The following is a 17,781-nucleotide window of genomic DNA, read 5'->3' as shown; positions in this document are numbered from 1 at the left end:
ACCGGCCCGCGGCACCCGCGATCTTGGAATCGGTTGACAAAATCGTCCGACGAAAGTGGCTCGAATCGCTCGCGCACCCGCGGCGGTCCGAGGAAGATTCTGCGCATGACTATCGGCGACGGCGACGGCGGCGGCCTGCTCTTCCCCAGGGATCTGCACACCATGGACCCCGTGGCGGAGGTGATCTCGGCCGACGCGCGCCGGTCGCTGATCGCCTACCCGGATCTGGTGGTGGCGGGGCCGTTGTTCGCCGCCGCCGAGCAGGTGCCCGGCGGGTGGCAGATCGTGTGCCCGTGCGATCCCCTGCCCCAAGGGGCCCGGGAGCTGCTGGCGGCCCGGCTGCGCGGATGGGCCCCGGCGGACGGCCGGGCGGCCCGGGAGTGTCACGAGGCGGCGCTGCGGCTGGAGGCCGGGGAGCGCGACGAGGTGACCGTGCTGGCCCGCCGGTTCCGGATCGCGCGGATCGAACAGCTGATGCGGACCGGCCCCGACGGCCCCGAGCCGCCCCGGCCCACCGACCTCGACCCGCTGCGGCCGTCCCGTGAGCGCTCGCTGGACTTCATCCCCACCGCGTCGTCGGGCGGCCGCGACACGGCGGATCTGCTCACCGCGGAACTGCTGTGCCAGTACCTGGACGAGGCGGCGCGCACCGGCACCGAGCCGGTGGAGCCGTTCCTGGCGCCGGTGCAGCTGCCGCCGATGTTCACCGTCGCCGAGCGGACCGGGAAGCTGTGGCGGCCCGGCACCCGGCTGTACCGGCTGCCGCAGGAGGCTCGGGACTCGCTGGCCGCCTACTTCCGGCACGTGGTGCCGGCGGTGGAGCAGCCCGGAGCGGCGGATCGGGCCGCCTACGCCGCCGCGGCGGACATGATGCAGGACCGGCGCCGGCGCAACGACATCGCCGTGGCCGGACGGCGCTTCCGGATCGTGCGGGTCGAGCGGATGGTGCTGGTGGGGCCGGACGGTCCGGAGACCCCCCGGCCCTGCGACCTGCTGGGCTGAACCGCCCGGCGCTCAGGCGGCGCCCTCGCCGTAGGCGGGCCGGTGCTCCTGCGCCGAGTCGGCCAGCCGCTCGGCCAGCTCCTCGGCGTCCAGCCGCTTGTCGATCTGCCGCAGGTCCTCGATCTTGGCGCGGGTCTCGGCCCGGCGCGGCGCCAGCAGAGTGCAGCAGTCCTCGTCGGGCAGCTCGGAGATGGCCAGCGTGCCGATCCGGCGGGCGGTGTCCATGATCTCGACCTTGTCCATGCCGACCAGCGGGCGCAGGATCGGCAGCTCGACCGCGTCGTTCAGGGCGGTCATGTTGGCCAGCGTCTGGCTGCTGACCTGGCCGAGCGAGTCGCCGGTGATCAGCGCGGCGCCGCCGAGCCGGTGCGCCATCAGCTCGCCGGTGCGCAGCATCAGCCGACGCTGGGCGAGCACCGCCAGCCGATCCGCGCCGGAGGACTTGATCTGCTGCTGGGCCTTGCCGAACGGCACCACGAACAGCCGCGAGCCGCCCTGGAACTTGTCCAGCTCCCGGACCAGCGCGTACGCCTTGTAGATGGACTCGGGGCCGGTGAACGGCATGCCGGAGAAGTGCAGGTAGTCCACCCGCAGCCCGCGGCGCATCATCCGGTAGGCGGCGACCGGGGAGTCGATGCCGCCCGACAGCAGCACCAGCGCCCGCCCGCTCATCCCCACCGGCAGCCCGCCCTGCCCGGGCAGTCCGTCGGTGTAGACGAACACCTCGTCGCGGTCGACCTCGACCGCGAGGGTGTGGTCGGGGTTCTTGAGCCTGACCGGCAGCCCGTAGGCCTCGACGATCTTCGTGCCGACCAGCCGGTCGATCTCGGTGGAGGTCAGCGGGAACCGCTTGTCGCGCCGGCGGGACCGCACCGCGAACGAGCCGGTGCGGCCGGACATCAGGTCCAGCGCCGCGCGCACCACGCTGTCGGGGTCCTTGCCGACCCGCCAGGCGCGGTGCACCCAGACGATGCCCATCACGTCGGCGATCCGCTCGGCCAGCGCGTCCACCGTGGCGACGTCCGCGGTCCCGCCGCCGACGCGCGCCACCATCACGCCGTGCCGACGCCAGATCTCCACCGGGGCGATGTCCCGGACGGCCGAGCGGATGTTGCCCTGCAGCCGCCGCTCGAACGTCTCCCGGTTCCTGCCCTTGAGCACGACCTCGCCCAGCTTGATCAGCACGCACGGCTCACCGGCCACCGTGATGCCGTCGGCGGTCTGGGCCGTGGCGTCGAGCACGGTCATGCGAGGACCTCCTGCACCAGGTATCGGGGAAGGAAACGTCTCTCCAGTGTCGCCCAAGCGGACGACCACCGCGACACGATAAGGCCCGCGGATCCGGGTGCATTCCCCGGACCCGCGGGCGCGGGCGGCCGGCCGCGGCCGGCCGCCGGTCAGCCGAAGAAGACCTCGGCCTCGGTGTAGCGCTCGAGCGGGACGGTCTTGAGCTCCTTGGTCGCCTCATCCAGCCCGACCCGGACGATGTCGGTGCCGCGCAGCGCGACCATCTTGCCGTAGTCGCCGTCGTGGACGGCGTCGATGGCGTGCAGCCCGAAGCGGGTGGCCAGCACCCGGTCGAAGGCGCTGGGGGTGCCGCCGCGCTGGATGTGGCCCAGCACGGTGCAGCGGGCCTCCTTGCCGGTGCGCTTCTCGATCTCGTCGGCCAGCCACTGGCCGATGCCGCCGAGCCGGACGTGGCCGAAGGCGTCCAGCTCCTTGCTCTGCACCGCCATCTGCCCCTCGACGGGGTGCGCGCCCTCGGCGACCACGATGATCGGCGCGTACCGGGTCTTGAAGCGGCTCTCGACGTACTCGACGACCTTGTCGATGTCGAACGGCTTCTCCGGGATCAGGATGACGTTGGCCCCGGCGGCCATGCCGGCGTGCAGCGCGATCCAGCCCGCGTGCCGCCCCATCACCTCGCAGATCAGCGCGCGGTGGTGGCTCTCGGCGGTGGTGTGCAGCCGGTCGATGGCCTCCATCGCGATGTTGACCGCGGTGTCGAAGCCGAAGGTGTAGTCGGTGGCGCCCAGGTCGTTGTCGATGGTCTTGGGCACGCCGACCACGTTGACGCCGTTGGCGTGCAGCTCCCTGGCCACGCCGAGGGTGTCCTCGCCGCCGATGGCGATCAGGGCGTCCACGCCCAGCCCGGCCAGGTTGTCCTTGATCCGCTCGATGCCCCCCTCGGTCTTGAGCGGGTTGGTCCGCGACGATCCCAGGATCGTCCCGCCGCGCGGCAGGATCCCCCGGACGGCCTGGACGTCCAGCGTGACCGTGTCGCCCTCCAGGGGGCCGCGCCAGCCCGCCCTGAAGCCCAGGAACTCATAGCCGTAGACCTGGACGCCCTTGCGCACCACGGCGCGGATCACGGCGTTCAGGCCGGGACAGTCGCCTCCCCCGGTCAGTACTCCGACGCGCATCTGCTCTCCTCCCCAGAAGTCACTGATCTGCCTGGCCGCACGGGTGTGACGGCACGGCGCGCCCGCGTCCCGCGCCGACGCCACGGCCTCGCCATTGGTCTAGACCATATCGTCAGGAAGGCCTCTGCAGGACGGTTTGCAGCCTGCCGGAGACGATCACCGCCACCCCTCCCCCGGGGATCCGGCGGAGGGCGAACCTGCGGGGCCGCGGTTCCCCGTTCCCGTCATAGCGCCAACGCGCCTCGGCGAGGGCCAGTTCGCGGGCGGCGGCCGGGTCCAGCGCGTCGCGATGCGCGCGGGCGAAGTCCCAGCCGTCCCGCCACGGACCACGGGGAGGCCTACCCTCCGCCCAGCGCGCGAACCGTTCGCCCCACCGCGGCCCGAAGGAGGCGGCCAGCGCCGGCCAGGCGCGGGCGACCTCCCCGGCCCGTTTGCTCAGCAGCGCCCGGGACGCGGCCCCCAGCAGGTCCGGGTCGAATCCCGAGGGGACGGGACCGCCCGCCACCAGCGCGGCGACCAGTGCCTCCTGAGCCGCCGCCAGCGCCTCCCGGGCGCCGTCGACGGCGCCGGATCCGTCCGCATGCGGACGGATCCGGCCCTCCTCCGGCACGGAGCCGCTCCCCTCGCGACCGGTCATGTGATCGCGGGGAGCCCGGCCGCGGCGGCGACGGCGTCCAACTCGGCGCGCAGCTCGGCGGCGGGCGGGTAGCGGCCGTCGCGCTCCAGCAGCAGGGCGGGCGGGCGACGGCGGGCGGACAGTTCCCTCACCAGGTCGAGGACCTCGGCGGGGACCGGATCGGTGTGGGTGTCGTGATAGAGGCCCTCGTGCCGCCTGCCGCCCGCCACATGGCAGTAGGCGATCCGCTCCAGGGGCAGGCGGTCCAGTAGGTCGAGCGGGTCCTGTCCCCGGTTGCGGGCGTTGGCGTAGACGTTGGCGACGTCCAGCAGCAGGTGCACGTCGGTGCGTTCGAGCAGCTCGGTGAGGAACTCGGCCTCGGTGTACTCGGCGTCCGGCCAGTCGAACAGCGCCGCGATGGGCTCCAGCGCGAGCGGCACGGGCAGCTCGGCGCAGGTCCGCCGGATGTTGTCGGTCAGCGCCTCGAGCGCGGCCCGGGTGCGCGGCACCGGCAGCAGATGCCCGGCCTCCAGTCCGCCCGCCCGTACGAACGCCACATGCTCGCTGACCAGCGGGGCGTCCAGCGTCTCGGCGACGGCGGCGAGACGGGCGACCCGCTCGGGCGCCACCGGTTCGGCCCCGCCCAGCGACAGCCGCACGCCGTGCGGGACGACCCGCACGCCGCGGTCGCGCAGCTCCGCCAGCAGCCGCGGCGGATGACCGGGATGCACGGATTCGGCGATGACCTCGGTGAACCGCAGCCCGGGCAGGCCGGCGACGAACCCGGCGATCTCCGGGCGCCAGCCGATGCCGACGCCGCACTGAGCGAGGACCTCGGTCATATGCCGCCTCCGCCTCCGCAGGCTCCACCGCCGCAGCCTCCGCAACCGCTCGCGCAGGTGCCGTGGATCGCGTCGGCGCACACCGCGGCGGAGGGCGAGCCGGACGAGGAGGACAGGACCTTGGACACCGTCCGGTCCACGATGAAGGAGCGGTCGAGGCGGGCCGGCGTCCGGGCGCCGTACAGCGCCGTGCTGAGCGCCACCGCCTCGGCGCCGTAGGCGGCGAAGGCGGGCCTCAGCCCGGGGTCCAGGTGGGGGTTGCGGTCGTGGGCGGCCTGCACCGCGGCCATGTCGGAGCGCAGCCGGACCGCCCCCTGGTGATGCAGCCGGCCCGCCGAGGCCATGACCACCCGCAGCCGCCCGCCCGCCAGACAGGCCGGCTCATAGGGGGTCGGTTCGCCGTCCGGCGGACGGCCCGCGGTGACGCGGCGGCGGACGGCCAGAACGCATCCGGTCGCGGCGATTCCCGCGGCGAGATGGACGGCGAGGAACACGGGGGCGGCGACGCCCCAGGCGTCCCCCGCCCCGATGAGGACCTCCACGTGCCCTCCTTCCCCGGCGCTGCTTCGCCGATCTCCTGTGGTCGAGGTCCGTTCGGCGGGGATGTCGGCGGGGACGTCGAGGCGTGGAACGGAGCCGGCGGGTCAGCCGCCGCAGCCGCCTCCACAGCCTCCACCGCCGCAGCCGCCTCCGCCGTCGCCCCCGCCGCAGCCGCCTCCGCAGCCGCCTCCGTCCCCGCCGCCGGCGTGCCCTCCGGACTGTCCGGACTGCAGGATGCGGTGGAGCCCGGCCTCGGCGACGAACCGGGGGTCATAGCCCTCCATCGCCGTGAGGCCGTACACGGCCACGGCGACGGCCAGGCCGGAGGCCCCGTAGGTGGACCATGCCGGCCGGTTTGCGGGATCGAGGTGCGCATGCTCCCGCCGAGCCTCCTCCAGGGCCCGGCGCCCGGCGGGGGCGAGCCGGGGGACGGTCGACGCCACGGCGACGGCCGCGGCGACGGTCGCGACGATCGCCAGGACCAGCCAGAGCACCGGACGCTCGTTCCGGACGCCCGCGATCACCCGGACGGCGCCGACGGCCGCCAGCGCCAACAGCCACAGCGCGGGCAGCCGCAGCCGGGCGCGCCGGAGGGCGCCGTTGAGCAGCCCGCGCCGCTCCAGCCGGGACTGCATGTCGTCCAGGAGACGTCTGACCTGGCGCGCGTTCTGCAGCCTGGTGACGGCGATCTCGCCGCTCGAGCGGACGACGGCGAGGGCCGCGCCGTCCAGGGCGCCGTCGGCGAACCGGCCGGGGGCGCCGGTGGCGCGCAGCCGCCCCCTCCCGGCGGGCTCCACGGCCCCCTGGGCGCGCAGCGACGCCAGCGCGGCCGCGAGCGCCCGGGGCCGGCCGCCGGCCAGGTAGGCGAGCTCGAAGGCGGACAGGTCGCGGGCGGGGGCGGAGGTGGAGCCGGCGCGCCGTTTCCTCAGCGCCCGCACCACCAGGAGCAGCGCGATGAGCACATAGCCGGCCAGGAACAACGGTCCGGGGATCCCCCAGGTGTCCCCGGCGGCGGCGAGCACGTCCGCAGCGAGCCCGTTCACGGGCGCCTCCTGATGTCTCCGGCCCGGCACTCCGGGCCTCGACGTGTTGGACGGCCCGCCCCGCCCGCCGGTTCACCCGAAAGTCCCCCGAATACGGAGAGGTCGGACGTTCGCCCTTAAATCACCCGAGACGTCACCCGCAAGGCGCTCACTCCCGGTCCAGCCCCTTCTCGATGGCGTACCGGACGAGCTCGACGCGGTTGTGCAGCTGCAGCTTGTTCAGGGTGTTCTGGACGTGGTTCTGCACGGTGCGGTGCGAGAGCACCAGCCGCTGGGCGATCTGCTTGTAGGTCAGGCCCTTGGCGACCAGCCGCAGCACCTCGGTCTCCCGCTCGGTGAGCCGGGGGGCGTCGTCGGCGGCGCGGCCGGACTCGGCGGCCAGTCTGCGGTACTCGCCCAGCACCAGCCCGGCCAGCCCCGGCGTGAACACCGCGTCGCCCTCGGCGGTGCGCCGCACCGCCTCCAGGAACTCCTCGCGGGCGGCGGACTTGAGCAGATAGCCGGTGGCGCCCGCCTTGACGGCGTCCAGCACGTCCTGCCGCTCGCCGCTGGCCGACAGCACCAGCACCCGCACCGCCGGTTCGCCGTCCTCGCCGGGAGCGACCAGGGCGCGGGCCACCTCGACGCCGCTGATGTCGGGGAGCTGCAGGTCCACGACGGCCACCTGGGGGCGGGTCGCGGCGGCGATGCGGATGGCGGCCCGTCCCTCCCCGACCGCGCCCACGACCTCGTGTCCGGCCTCGGTCAGGTCCCGGGCGACGGCGTCCCGCCACATCGGATGGTCGTCGACGATCATCACCCGCACCGATCGGGGGGCCTGCCCGAAGTCGCTCATGTCGGTCACGAACGTCACCATAGGGACGGCCGGACGGACGGGCCACCCTCGCACGGACCGTCGCGGTACTGCCATGCGGGACCGTCATAAGGCCGCCACGGCCCCGTCATGAGCCCCCGAGCCGGGCGCGGGGAACGATCATCTCGATCTCGGTGCCCTCCCCCGGTGCGGAGACGATGTCGACCGTGCCGCCCAGATCACGGATCCGCCCTTTGATCGACTGCGCGATCCCCAGCCGTCCGGCGGCCTCGGCCTCGGCGAGCCGCCCGGCGGGCATGCCGGGCCCGTCGTCGCGGACGCTGACCGTGACGGCCTCCGGATCGTCCTCCACCAGCACCCAGACCCGGGTTCCCGGCGGACAGTGGCGGCGGACGTTGTCCAGCGCGGCGGCGACCGCCGCGTCGATCTCCCGGGCGGCCCGCGCCGGGACCGGCACCGCGTCGGCCGGGGTGGAGACGGTGACCGTCGCGTCGGCGTGCGCGTGCAGCAGCGCCCCCAGATCGGCGTCCGCGTCGGACTCCAGGCGCTCGTCCTCCCCGAGCCTGGGGCCGCTGCCGATCAGCGCGCGCAGCGCCGCCTCCTGTTCCCCCGCCAGCCGCCCCAGCTCGGCGGCCTCCCCGCCGAGCCGGCTGCCGCGCCGCTGCACCAGGGCCAGCACCTGCAGCACCGAGTCGTGGATGCGGCGGGCCAGCCGCTCCCGCTCCCGGGTGGCCGCCTCCAGCTCGATCGCCCGCGCCAGCCGGGCCTCGGCCTCGATGCCCAGCTCGGCGACGTGCCCGACCACGATCCCGGCCAGGAACAGCAGCACCACGCCGTTGAACGCGGCCTGGGTCGGCATGAGCCCGTGGCCCGCGATGCCGTGCACCGCGATGCTCGCCGCCCCGACCGCCGCGGCCGCCGCCGAACCGCGCCGTCTGCCGCCGGACACCGCCCACGCCAGCACCGGCGCCGCCGCCCAGGCCATGGTCAGGGTGGGGGCGCCGGCGGCGATCCGCTCGGGACGCTCCACCCAGGCGGTGGCCAGCAGGCAGCCGGTGGCCACCGCCAGGTCGACGACCAGCAGCGGCCACCGGCGCCGGGCCGGATCGGCGTAGGCGTAGGCGGTGCACGCCGTCCAGGCCGCCATGATCGCCAGCACCGTCCAGCCGCCGGCCTGGCTGCGGTACTGGTCGACGTTGCGCAAGATCACGGCGCCGGCGTACAACAGGGCGGCGATCCGGAAGACCGCCAGCGCCCGCCACAACGGCGCCTCGAACCCCATCGGGTCAGCCGTCGCCCTCGGCCTCGCTCCGCCTCTTGGCCGCCATCTCGGCCTTGACCTCCGCGGCGTACCGGTCCACGTACTCCTGTCCCGACAGCTCCCGGATGGCCTGCATGATCTCGTCGGTGACCTTGCGCAGCACCTTGGGGTCGTCCTCCATGCCGTAGTAGCGGGAGAAGTCCATCGGCTTGCCGAACCTCACCCCCGGCCGCACGCCGAGCCGCGGGTAGGGCTGTCCGGCCGGCATCAGGTCGAAAGTGTTGATCATCGCCATCGGGATCACCGGCACCTTCGACTTGAGCGCCAGCCGGGCCACGCCGGTCTTGCCCCGGTACAGCCGCTTGTCAGGGGCCCGGGTGCCCTCGGGGTAGATGCCCAGCAGCTTGCCCTCGGCCAGGATCCGCAGGCCCGTCTCCAGCGCCCGCTCACTGGCCTTGCCGCCGCTGCGGTCGACCGGCACCACGCCCACGCCGGTGAAGAACGCCTTGCTGATCAGCCCTTTGAGGCCCTTGCCGGTGAAGTACTCGGCCTTGCCGAGGAAGAAGATCCGGCGGCGCAGCGGCAGCGGCCCGAAAAAATGATCGGCGAACGACTGGTGATTGCTGACCAGGAGGGCCGGGCCCGACTTGGGAACATTTTCCATTCCCGAGTTCTGCGGCCGCCACACGATGTACAGGATCGGTGACAGAATGATCCGCAGCAGCATCCAGAACCAGAACATGCCGACACCTTCCTCGGTCCGCCAGGGGTGCCCGCGCCTTCACACTGAGCACCGAACACGCCCGGTCACGACGTGACACGGGAATGATGATGGGTCATCCTCCCATCCCTGCGGCGCGTGTGCCCACACCGCAGGACGCGTCCGGGCCGGGGGGACGGCCGGACCCGGCCGCCGGACTCGTCATGGAATGTCCCCCGCCCGTCTTGTCCGGCGCCGCCGAACGAATACCGTAGAAAACCACGCGGGTGTGCGTCCCGGTCCGACCGGGCGATGCGGCGGGTACCGTGGGGACGCACGTGAACTGGGAGCGGAGGCCGTCATGCCGGTGCTGTCGGTCGCGCTGGAGTCGTCGAAGGAGCCGGCCCCGTGAAGCGCCGTGGCAATGGACTGGATGCCGACTCGTACGCCCCGTTGATCGATCTGGCACCGCATCTGGCCGACACGATGCTGGAGGCGCTGCGCGAGGCGGGGGTGGCCGCCTATGTCATCCCGACCCCGGGGCCGGGCGAGGACGGGCCGCGCACCACGGGCGCCGACGGCGACTGCCTGGACCGGCTGTACGTCGACACCACGATGCAGTCGGCGGCCGAGGGCATCCTGCGCGTCCAGCTGACCCGGCTGCGGGCGGCCGACGCCGACCTTCCCGAGCCGGCCGACCGGGACCCCGCCGATCCGGGCCGGCCCGACCGGCCCGGCTCCCCCGGGCGTCCCGGCGGCGCCGTCACCGCCGAACGCGACGAGGACGCCATCTGGGCGGAGATCGTCGCCGGGTTCGACGCCCCGCCCGTCGAGGGCGAGGCGCCCTGGCCCGAGCAGGAGGATCTGGACGAGCCGTCCGATCGCGCGGAGGGCGAGGACCGCACCGGCGCGCTGCCGACCGCCCGGGTGATCAAGCCCGCCGACGAGCCGCCGGAGCCCGACGACGAGGGGCACTACGTCCCGCCGCCGCCTCCCCCGCTGCCCAGCGCCGACCCGGTCACCAAGACCGCCTGGCTGGCCCTGGTCGGCGGACCGCTGTACCTGCTGATCTCGGTGCTGCTGAGCTGGGAGGTCCCCGGCTGGGCGGCGTTCGCGTCGGTCGCGGCGTTCATCGGCGGCTTCGTCACCCTGGTGCTGCGCATGGGCGACGACCCGCGCGACACCGACGACGGCGCCGTGGTCTGACCCCCTCCGGGCGGCGCGGAGCCCTACGGCGGCCGCGGGTCACGGCAACCGCAGGTCGGCCACCACCGGCAGGTGGTCGGTGGCCAGCGGGAGGTCCGGGGCCAGGGCGGGGTCGTCGGGGACGCCGCAGCCGAGCACGGTGACGCCCCGGTCGACGAAGACGCCGTCGATGCGCCTGCGCGGGTTGCGGGAGGAGTAGGTGTCCCCGGATCCGCGCGGCGCCGTCGTGTAGGCGTCGGCGAGCGCGTCCGTCAGCAGCGACCAGGAGGGGCCTCCGGGCTGCTCGTTGACGTCGCCGGCGAGGATCACGGGGGCGGCGTGCTCCCGGCCCGCCCGCTCCAGGACGGCCAGGACCTCGGCGGCGTGCGCACGACGAGGGTCGGGGTGCAGGTCGAGGTGGGTGCTGGCGGCGATCATCCGGGCGCCGTCGATCTCGAGGACGGCCAGCGCCAGGCCCCGCCGGTGCATGCCCCGCACCCGGGACAGCAGGCGGTGCTCGGCGTGCAGGACCCGGCAGCGGGGGCCGATCAGCACGGCCAGGCCCGCCGGGCGGCGGCTCGCCGCCACGGCGAGGCCGCAGGAGGCGGCCAGCGCGTCGCGGCGGGCCCGCCAGCGCCCGAACCGGGGGACCTCCTGCAGGCACACCACGTCGGCCGCGCAGTGCCGGATCACGCGCCTCAGCGCGTTCCGGTCGTCGCGCATGGACCGGATGTTGTAGCCGAGCACCCGCAGCTCGGTCATCGCACGACCGTCGGAACCGTCACCGGGAACGTGCCAGATCCGCCGCGCCCACCAGTCCGGCGGCCGAGCCGAGCTCGGCGATCCGGATGTCGGCCAGCCGCCGGTGACCGCGACCGGTGACCGCGGCCTCGAACGCCGCGCGGACCGGCTCCAGCAGCAGGTCCCCGGCGTCCGACAGCCCGCCGCCGATGACGAACGCGCCGGGGTCCAGGATCGCCGCCAGATCGGCCAGCCCCTTCCCCACCCAGGAGGCCACGATCTCGAAGCACTCCAGCGCGGCCGGGTCGCCCTCCCGGGCGGCCTGGGTGATCTCCGGCCCGCTGATCCCCTCCGGAGAGCCCGCGCCCAGCTCCAGCAGCCGGGCCGCCGTCAGCGGCGCCACCCGGGCCAGCTCGCGGGCCTCGTGCACCAGCGCGTTGCCGCTGGCGTACTGCTCCCAGCAGCCGCGGTTGCCGCAGCCGCAGCGGCGGCCGTCGGGCACCATCCGCAGATGGCCGATCTCCCCGCCGACGCCGAACCGGCCGCGGTACAGCTCGCCGTCGACGATGATGCCGCCGCCGATGCCGGTGCCGAGCGCCACCAGCACCAGGAACTGCTCGCCCCGGCCGGCGCCGAACCGGTACTCGCCCCAGGCGGTGGCGTTGGCGTCGTTCTCCACCACCACCGGCAGCCCGGTCAGCCGCTCCACCTTCTCCTTGATCGGCTCGTTCCGCCAGGCCAGGTTGGGGGCGAACAACACGGTGGCGCGGGCCTGGTCGACGAACCCCGCCGCGCCCAGCCCCACCGCCTCGACCTCGGGGTGCTTGCCCTTGAGCAGGTCCACGACCTCGGCGATGACGTTCGCGGTCTGTCGGGGATCGGTGGAGGGGGTGGGTCTGCGGACCTTCTCCAAGATCCTGCCCTGGTCATCGACGACCCCGCCGGCGACCTTCGTACCGCCCACGTCCACACCGATGGTCAGCGCCATGAACCCTCCTCCTCACGGGGCCCGACCGCCCGACGCGTGCGGGCCCCGACGGGCGACGGTGCCCGTCACGGGAACATCATCCACCCGTCGCCGGCCGATAACCGTATCGTTCCCGTGCGAGGAGTCGGTACCGCCGCGGTATCGCTCAGCCCTCCAGGCGGCGGCGCAGCCCGTTCAGGGCCGAATCGACGATCCTCTTCTCGGCCTTGCGCTTGACCAGACCGATCATCGGCATCCGCACGTCCACGGTGAGCTCGTAGGTGACCTCGGTGCCGTCCGCGCCCTCCCGCAGCCGGTAGGAGCCGCGCAGGCCGGAGACCACGGCGCCCCTCTCCGCCAGCTCCCAGCGGACGCCGTCGTCCCGCCAGGTGTAGGCCAGCGTGTAGGAGTCCCGGACGGGACCGGCGTCGATGGTCAGCCGCGCCCGGGCCGGCCGCCCGTCCGGGCCGGTGTCGAGCACCTCGACGTCGCGGATCCCGTCGGTCCACTCCGGGTAGGCCTCCAGGTCGGCGATGACCGCCATGATCTCGTCCCGGCCCGCCTTGATGGTGATGGAAGAGCTCGTCCGGTCCGCCATCGTCTGCCCCCTCCCGCCTGTGCCCCGGGCGCGCCGGGCGCCCGTCGTCGCCGGCCTCGACGGCCGTATCGATGACCGCATCGATGGCCAGTATCGTCACAGCTCCAGCACGTACGGCGCTCCGCTGGCCCGAAAGTGGCCCACGTTGACGCATTCGGTACGGCCGATCCGCATCCGTTTTGCCAGCGGCTGGTGCACGTGCCCGAACAGCACGTACCGGGGCCGGGTGCGGTGGATGGCGTCCAGCACCGCCTCGCTGCCCCGCTCGAACCGGCGGGCGACGGTGTCGTACAGCAGCTCCGGCACGGCGGGGGGGATGTGGCAGCACAGCACGTCCACCTCGCCGACCGCGGCCACTTTGGCGGCGTACTCCTCCTCGTCCAGCTCATAGGGGGTGCGGTAGACGGTGCGCAGCCCGCCGCCGACGAACCCGAACCGCAGCCCGCCGATCTCGGCGACCTCCCCGTCGAGCACCCGGTGCCCCTCGCGCAGGTAGTCCCCCCACATCGCGGGGACGTCGACGTTGCCGTAGGTGAGGTACGCCGGGGAGGGCATGGCCGCGAACAGCTCGGCGTACTGGCGGCGCACCGAACGCTCGATGTGCGGCCAGGCGCCGCCCTCCAGGGAGTTCCACAGGCGGCGGGAGAATTCGCGCGCCTCCTCGAACCGCTTCTCGGTGCGCAGCGCGATGAGGCGGTCGGCGTTCTCCCGGCCGAACAGCTCCGCGAAGATGCCCTGGCCGTGATCGGCGTAGTCGATGAACAGGATGAGGTCGCCCAGACAGATGAAGACGTCGGCCCCCTCGCCGGCCCGCCGCAGGTCCTCCGCATTACCGTGGACGTCGCTCACCACATGGATCCGCATGCCCTGACGATAAGACCCGTTCGCCCGAAGGGCCCGTGCGTCCGAGGGCCGGGCGGCCGTCCCGTCCGACCGCGGATCAGGCCGCGGCGCCCGCCGAGACCAGCGCCCGCCATTCGCGGACCAGCCCGGCGTCCACCGGGACGGTCCAGGAGCCGTCCGGCCGCACCGCGCCGCCGACGTGGAACGCGCCCACCCCGGCGGCCGCCAGCGGGGCCACGTGCCGGCGGCGCAGCCCGCCGCCGGCCATGATCATCCGGGCCGCCGCGGGATCGCCGGCCGCCCGGCGCACCAGCGCCTCCACCCCGGCGTCCAGGCCGCGCGCGGAACCGGCGGTCAGCATGGTGTCCAGGGTGCCGCCGATCTCCAGCACCGACCGCCATGCCGCGTCGGGCTCCGCGGCGTGGTCGATCGCCCGGTGGAACGTCCACGGCAGGGGGTCGGCGACCGCGGCGAGCTTGGCGACGGCGGCCAGGTCCACCGCCCCGGAGGCGTCGAGGAAGCCGAACACGAACCCGTCCACCCCGGCCCGCTTGAGGTCTCCGGCGGCGCGGCGCAGCCGGTCCAGCTCGGGCGGGGTGATGCGGAAGCCGGAGTTGGCGCGCAGCATCGCCCGCATGGGCAGCGTGGTCGCCCGGCGGATCCGGGCGACGGCCTCCGGGTCGGGCGTCAGTCCTCCGGCGGCCATGTCGGCGACGACCTCGATCCGATCGGCGCCGCCCCGCTCGGCCGCACGGGCGTCGGCGTCATCGAGCGCGATCACCTCGAGCAGCGCCATGCCCCCTCCGCATCGCCGTCGTCGGGCGGGCGCGTCGGCCCGCGGGCGGGCGCCCCCCACCCGGACGCCCGCATGCTGTGCATCCAGCCTAGGACCGGGTACGAATGAGGCGCCGGGATTCGGCGGGAACGCTCGACCGTCACGGCGTCGCGGCCCGAATGTGACGCGATTGTGAACGGGCTCTCGCCCCCGAGGCTACCAACGAGTAGTGGAAGGCGGTAGCGTCCCATCAGGTCGTTTGCCGTGCTCAATGGAGGAGTGACCGTGCGCGAGTTCAGCGTCCCCCCTCTGGTGGAGGTCCCGGACTCCACCACTTTGACCGACGCGCCGTTCTCCCGTGCCGAGGCCGAGCCGAGCCGAGTGGTGCTGCGCCGCAAGTCCGGCGACGCGTGGAGCGCGGTGACCGCCGCCGAGTTCGCGGCCGAGATCTCCGCGGCGGCCAAGGGACTGATCGCGGCGGGCGTCGAGCCCGGCGACCGGGTGGCGCTGCTGGCGCGCACCCGGTACGAGTGGACGTTGCTGGACTACGCCGTCTGGGCGGCCGGCGGGGTCACCGTGCCGATCTACGAGACCTCCTCCGCCGAACAGATCGAGTGGATCGTCTCCGATTCCGGGGCCACGGCGTTGATCGTCGAGCACGACGCCCACCTGAAGACCGTCGCCCAGGTCCGCGACAAGCTGACCGGGCTGAAGCACGTGTGGAGCATCGACGGCGGCGCGGTCAAGGAGCTGACCCGGCTGGGCGCCGAGGTCTCCGACGAGACGCTGACCGAGCGGCGCACCTCCCGCAAGTCCTCCGACCTGGCCACCATCATCTACACCTCGGGCACCACCGGCCGCCCCAAGGGCTGCGAGCTGACCCACGCCAACTTCCTGGAGACCTCGCGCAACGCCATCGAGGGCGCGCTGAACGAGATCGCCATCGACGGGGCGCAGACGCTGCTGTTCCTGCCGCTGGCGCACGTGTTCGCCCGGCTGATCCAGGTGCTGACCATCGAGGCCGGGATCGTGCTCGGGCACAGCGACATCCCCAGCCTGCTGCCCGACCTGGCGAGCTTCCGGCCGACGTTCCTGCTGGCGGTGCCGCGGGTGTTCGAGAAGGTCTACAACGGCGCCGAGCAGAAGGCCATCGCCGAGGGCAAGGGCAAGATCTTCCACAAGGCCGCCGACACCGCCATCGCCTACAGCAAGGCGCTGGACTCCCCCGGCGGCCCCGGTCTGGGGCTGAAGCTCAAGCACCGGCTGTTCGACCTGCTGGTCTACCGCAAGCTGCGGGCCGCGGTCGGCGGACGGGTCACCTATGCGGTGTCCGGCGGCGCCGCGCTCGGCGAGCGGCTCGGGCACTTCTTCCGCGGCGTCGGCATCACCATCCTGGAGGGCTACGGCCTGACGGAGACCACCGCGCCCGCCACCGTCAACCGGCCCAGCGCGCTGCGCATCGGCACCGTCGGCAAGCCGCTGCCCGGCGTCGCCGTGCGGATCGCCGACGACGGGGAGATCCTGGTCAAGGGCGTGAACGTGCTGCGCGGCTACTGGCACAACGAGGCCGCCACCAAGGAGGCGGTCGAGGACGGGTGGTTCCACACCGGCGATCTCGGCTCGCTCGACGACGAGGGCTTCCTGAAGATCACCGGGCGCAAGAAGGAGATCCTGGTGACCGCGGGCGGCAAGAACGTGGCGCCCGCGCCGCTGGAGGACCGGCTGCGGGCGCACCCGCTGATCAGCCAGTGCCTGGTGGTGGGCGACGGCCGCAAGTTCATCGGCGCGCTCATCACGCTGGACGTCGAGGCGGCCGGGCCGTGGCTGAAGGCCCACGGCAAGCCCGAGAATCTGACGGTCGAGCAGCTGCGCGAGGACCCGGACGTGATCGCCGCGATCGACGCGGCGGTGGCCGAGGCCAACAAGAGCGTCAGCAAGGCCGAGGCGATCAAGAAGTACCGGATCCTGAACGTGGACTTCACCGAGGAGAGCGGCCACCTGACGCCGTCGCTGAAGGTGAAGCGGAACGTGGTGATCAAGGACTTCGCCGACGAGATCGAGGCGATGTACTCCTGATCGCGCTCTCGATCCCCGCCTCCTGAGCCGCGCCGCCCGAACCCCGCCGCCCGGGTCGGGCGGTGCGGCTCACAGGGCGGCGACGGCCTCGGCGATCGGGGTCGTCCCGCCCACCAGCTCCAGCGTGCGACGCCGCACGTGCGGGGCCTCCAGCAGGGCGGCGAGCACCGCGGCCACGTCGTCGCGGGTGACGTCGGAGCGCCCCACCTTCGGCTCGGCCAGCGTGACCAGCCCGGTGCCCGGGTCGTCGGTGAGCCGGCCCGGGCGCAGGATCACCCAGTCCAGATCGCGGGCGCGCAGATCCCGCTCCGCCTCCCCCTTGGCGCGCAGGTAGGCGGCCCACACCTCGTCGCTTCCGGGACGCGGCGGCTCGTCCACCCCCATCGAGGAGATCTGCAGGAAGCGGCGGACGCCGGCGCGCTGGGCGGCGTCGGCCAGCAGCACCGATGCGGCGCGGTCGACGGTGTCCTTGCGGGCGGCGCCGCTGCCGGGCCCGGCCCCGGCGGCGAACACCGCCGCGTCGGCGCCCTCCAGGACGGCGGCCGCCTCCTCGACCGACGCCCGCTCCAGATCGAGCACCACCGGCTCGGCGCCCGCGGCGCGCAGGTCCTCGGCGTGGTCCGGATTGCGGATCAGTCCTGTGACCCGGTCTCCCCGAGCGGAGAGGATCCGCTCCAGCCGCAGCGCGATCTTCCCATGGCCCCCGGCGATCACGACGTCCATGTCGCCGATCCTACGCACCTCCGCACGCCGCCCCTCCCCGCGACCCGGCCGCATGCGGCCGTGCGGACCGGCCGGCGGGCACGGGCGGGCCGGCGCCGGGATCAGCCTTTCCCGTCGCCACCCTTAAATGTCATATAAGACACCTTTTACATAAAACATCCGGGTTTATCGTGCCGGTGCGGTCGCTCGGCGATCCACGAGGAGAGGCCGATGGACGAGCGGGTCCACCGCAGAACGTTCCGGGGCGAGCCGGCCGCACTGGCGGAGGTCCGCCGGTTCGCCCGCCGCTCGCTGCCGCCGGGCTGCCCGGCGGCGGCCGACTTCGTCCTGCTGCTGGACGAGGCGGCCGCCAACGCCGTGCTGCACAGCGACTCCGGCCGCCCCGGCGGAGAGTTCGAGGTGACGATTCGGCACCGGGTCGACGCGCTCCGGGCGGAGGTCGTCGACGCCGGCGCGCCGACCCGGCCCCGGTCGGCCCCGCCGGACCGGGGCCGCGAGGCGGGCCGCGGACTGTTGCCGGTCAGCGTGCTCGCCGCCGGCTGGGGCACCCGACGCCTCCCCCACGGCCGCCTGGTGCGGTTCGAGCCGGCCTGCGCCCACGGCCTGCGCGCGGCTTAGGGCAAGCTCAGCTG

General features: G+C 73.9%; 19 protein-coding genes. 4 read left to right on the top strand and 15 right to left on the bottom strand.

All coding sequences use genetic code 11. From position 1 onward, the window contains the following. Positions 1–105 precede the first annotated feature (105 nt). Entirely contained in the window at positions 106–1,002 is an 897-nt protein-coding gene (locus EIO00_RS14250; RefSeq protein ID WP_140179117.1) for a DUF5954 family protein, read from the top strand. A gap of 12 nt (positions 1,003–1,014) precedes the next feature. Here the strand turns inward: EIO00_RS14250 and thiI are convergent, their stop codons facing one another. The 9 genes from thiI to EIO00_RS14205 form a co-directional block, all read right to left on the bottom strand. Next, the gene (gene thiI / locus EIO00_RS14245; protein WP_140179115.1) at positions 1,015–2,250 is read right to left on the bottom strand and encodes a tRNA uracil 4-sulfurtransferase ThiI; all 1,236 of its coding nucleotides are present in this window, start codon (positions 2,248–2,250) and stop codon (positions 1,015–1,017) included. 149 nt (positions 2,251–2,399) lie between these two features. Next, a complete protein-coding gene (locus EIO00_RS14240) occupies positions 2,400–3,425 on the bottom strand; it encodes a 6-phosphofructokinase (RefSeq protein WP_140179113.1) in 1,026 nt (341 codons plus the stop codon). Positions 3,426–3,537: 112 nt separating this feature from the next. After that, positions 3,538–4,035 (bottom strand): SCO6045 C-terminal-like domain-containing protein, encoded by a 498-nt coding sequence (locus EIO00_RS14235; protein WP_206664139.1) that lies wholly within the window; start codon positions 4,033–4,035, stop codon positions 3,538–3,540. A 23-nt stretch (positions 4,036–4,058) separates the two neighbouring features. Further along, positions 4,059–4,883, bottom strand: a complete 825-nt coding sequence (locus EIO00_RS14230; RefSeq protein ID WP_140179111.1) for an MbnB/TglH/ChrH family RiPP precursor modification enzyme — start codon at positions 4,881–4,883, stop codon at positions 4,059–4,061. Beyond that, positions 4,880–5,425 (bottom strand): hypothetical protein, encoded by a 546-nt coding sequence (locus tag EIO00_RS14225; protein ID WP_140179109.1) that lies wholly within the window; start codon positions 5,423–5,425, stop codon positions 4,880–4,882. The genes EIO00_RS14230 and EIO00_RS14225 overlap by 4 nt, the downstream gene beginning before the upstream one ends. A gap of 102 nt (positions 5,426–5,527) precedes the next feature. After that, positions 5,528–6,466 carry a TIGR04222 domain-containing membrane protein gene (locus EIO00_RS14220; protein ID WP_161602721.1) on the bottom strand — a complete coding sequence of 313 codons (939 nt, stop codon included), beginning with the start codon at positions 6,464–6,466 and terminating at the stop codon, positions 5,528–5,530. Between the two features lie 148 nt (positions 6,467–6,614). Next, positions 6,615–7,301, bottom strand: a complete 687-nt coding sequence (locus tag EIO00_RS14215) for a response regulator (protein ID WP_140179227.1) — start codon at positions 7,299–7,301, stop codon at positions 6,615–6,617. 106 nt (positions 7,302–7,407) lie between these two features. Beyond that, a complete protein-coding gene (macS, locus tag EIO00_RS14210; RefSeq protein WP_140179105.1) occupies positions 7,408–8,562 on the bottom strand; it encodes a MacS family sensor histidine kinase in 1,155 nt (384 codons plus the stop codon). 4 nt (positions 8,563–8,566) lie between these two features. Further along, positions 8,567–9,283 (bottom strand): lysophospholipid acyltransferase family protein, encoded by a 717-nt coding sequence (locus EIO00_RS14205; protein ID WP_140179103.1) that lies wholly within the window; start codon positions 9,281–9,283, stop codon positions 8,567–8,569. 366 nt (positions 9,284–9,649) lie between these two features. Here EIO00_RS14205 and EIO00_RS14200 point away from each other — a divergent pair, with 366 nt between their 5' ends. Beyond that, positions 9,650–10,447 carry a hypothetical protein gene (locus tag EIO00_RS14200; protein ID WP_140179101.1) on the top strand — a complete coding sequence of 266 codons (798 nt, stop codon included), beginning with the start codon at positions 9,650–9,652 and terminating at the stop codon, positions 10,445–10,447. Between the two features lie 39 nt (positions 10,448–10,486). Here EIO00_RS14200 and EIO00_RS14195 read toward each other — a convergent pair whose 3' ends face one another. The 5 genes from EIO00_RS14195 to EIO00_RS14175 form a co-directional block, all read right to left on the bottom strand. Then, complete coding sequence (locus tag EIO00_RS14195; protein ID WP_140179099.1) at positions 10,487–11,188, bottom strand: endonuclease/exonuclease/phosphatase family protein; 702 nt, start codon at positions 11,186–11,188, stop codon at positions 10,487–10,489. 19 nt (positions 11,189–11,207) lie between these two features. Next, the gene (locus EIO00_RS14190; protein WP_140179097.1) at positions 11,208–12,155 is read right to left on the bottom strand and encodes an ROK family glucokinase; all 948 of its coding nucleotides are present in this window, start codon (positions 12,153–12,155) and stop codon (positions 11,208–11,210) included. A 145-nt stretch (positions 12,156–12,300) separates the two neighbouring features. Then, the gene (locus EIO00_RS14185) at positions 12,301–12,732 is read right to left on the bottom strand and encodes an SRPBCC family protein (protein WP_140179095.1); all 432 of its coding nucleotides are present in this window, start codon (positions 12,730–12,732) and stop codon (positions 12,301–12,303) included. 96 nt (positions 12,733–12,828) lie between these two features. Then, positions 12,829–13,596 (bottom strand): metallophosphoesterase family protein, encoded by a 768-nt coding sequence (locus EIO00_RS14180; RefSeq protein ID WP_140179093.1) that lies wholly within the window; start codon positions 13,594–13,596, stop codon positions 12,829–12,831. A 76-nt stretch (positions 13,597–13,672) separates the two neighbouring features. After that, positions 13,673–14,371 (bottom strand): copper homeostasis protein CutC, encoded by a 699-nt coding sequence (locus tag EIO00_RS14175; RefSeq protein WP_140179091.1) that lies wholly within the window; start codon positions 14,369–14,371, stop codon positions 13,673–13,675. A 264-nt stretch (positions 14,372–14,635) separates the two neighbouring features. On the opposite strand from EIO00_RS14175, the gene EIO00_RS14170 reads away from it, so the two are divergent. Next, positions 14,636–16,426, top strand: coding sequence for an AMP-dependent synthetase/ligase (locus EIO00_RS14170; RefSeq protein WP_140179089.1), 1,791 nt, complete (start codon positions 14,636–14,638; stop codon positions 16,424–16,426). A gap of 69 nt (positions 16,427–16,495) precedes the next feature. Here the strand turns inward: EIO00_RS14170 and EIO00_RS14165 are convergent, their stop codons facing one another. After that, entirely contained in the window at positions 16,496–17,149 is a 654-nt protein-coding gene (locus EIO00_RS14165) for an NAD(P)H-binding protein (protein WP_140179087.1), read from the bottom strand. A gap of 210 nt (positions 17,150–17,359) precedes the next feature. On the opposite strand from EIO00_RS14165, the gene EIO00_RS14160 reads away from it, so the two are divergent. Beyond that, entirely contained in the window at positions 17,360–17,767 is a 408-nt protein-coding gene (locus EIO00_RS14160) for an ATP-binding protein (RefSeq protein ID WP_140179085.1), read from the top strand. Positions 17,768–17,781 lie beyond the last annotated feature (14 nt).

The organism is Thermomonospora catenispora (genome assembly GCF_006363815.1).
Lineage (GTDB): Bacteria > Actinomycetota > Actinomycetes > Streptosporangiales > Streptosporangiaceae > Thermomonospora > Thermomonospora catenispora.
This window is presented reverse-complemented; position numbering and strand designations above follow the sequence as displayed.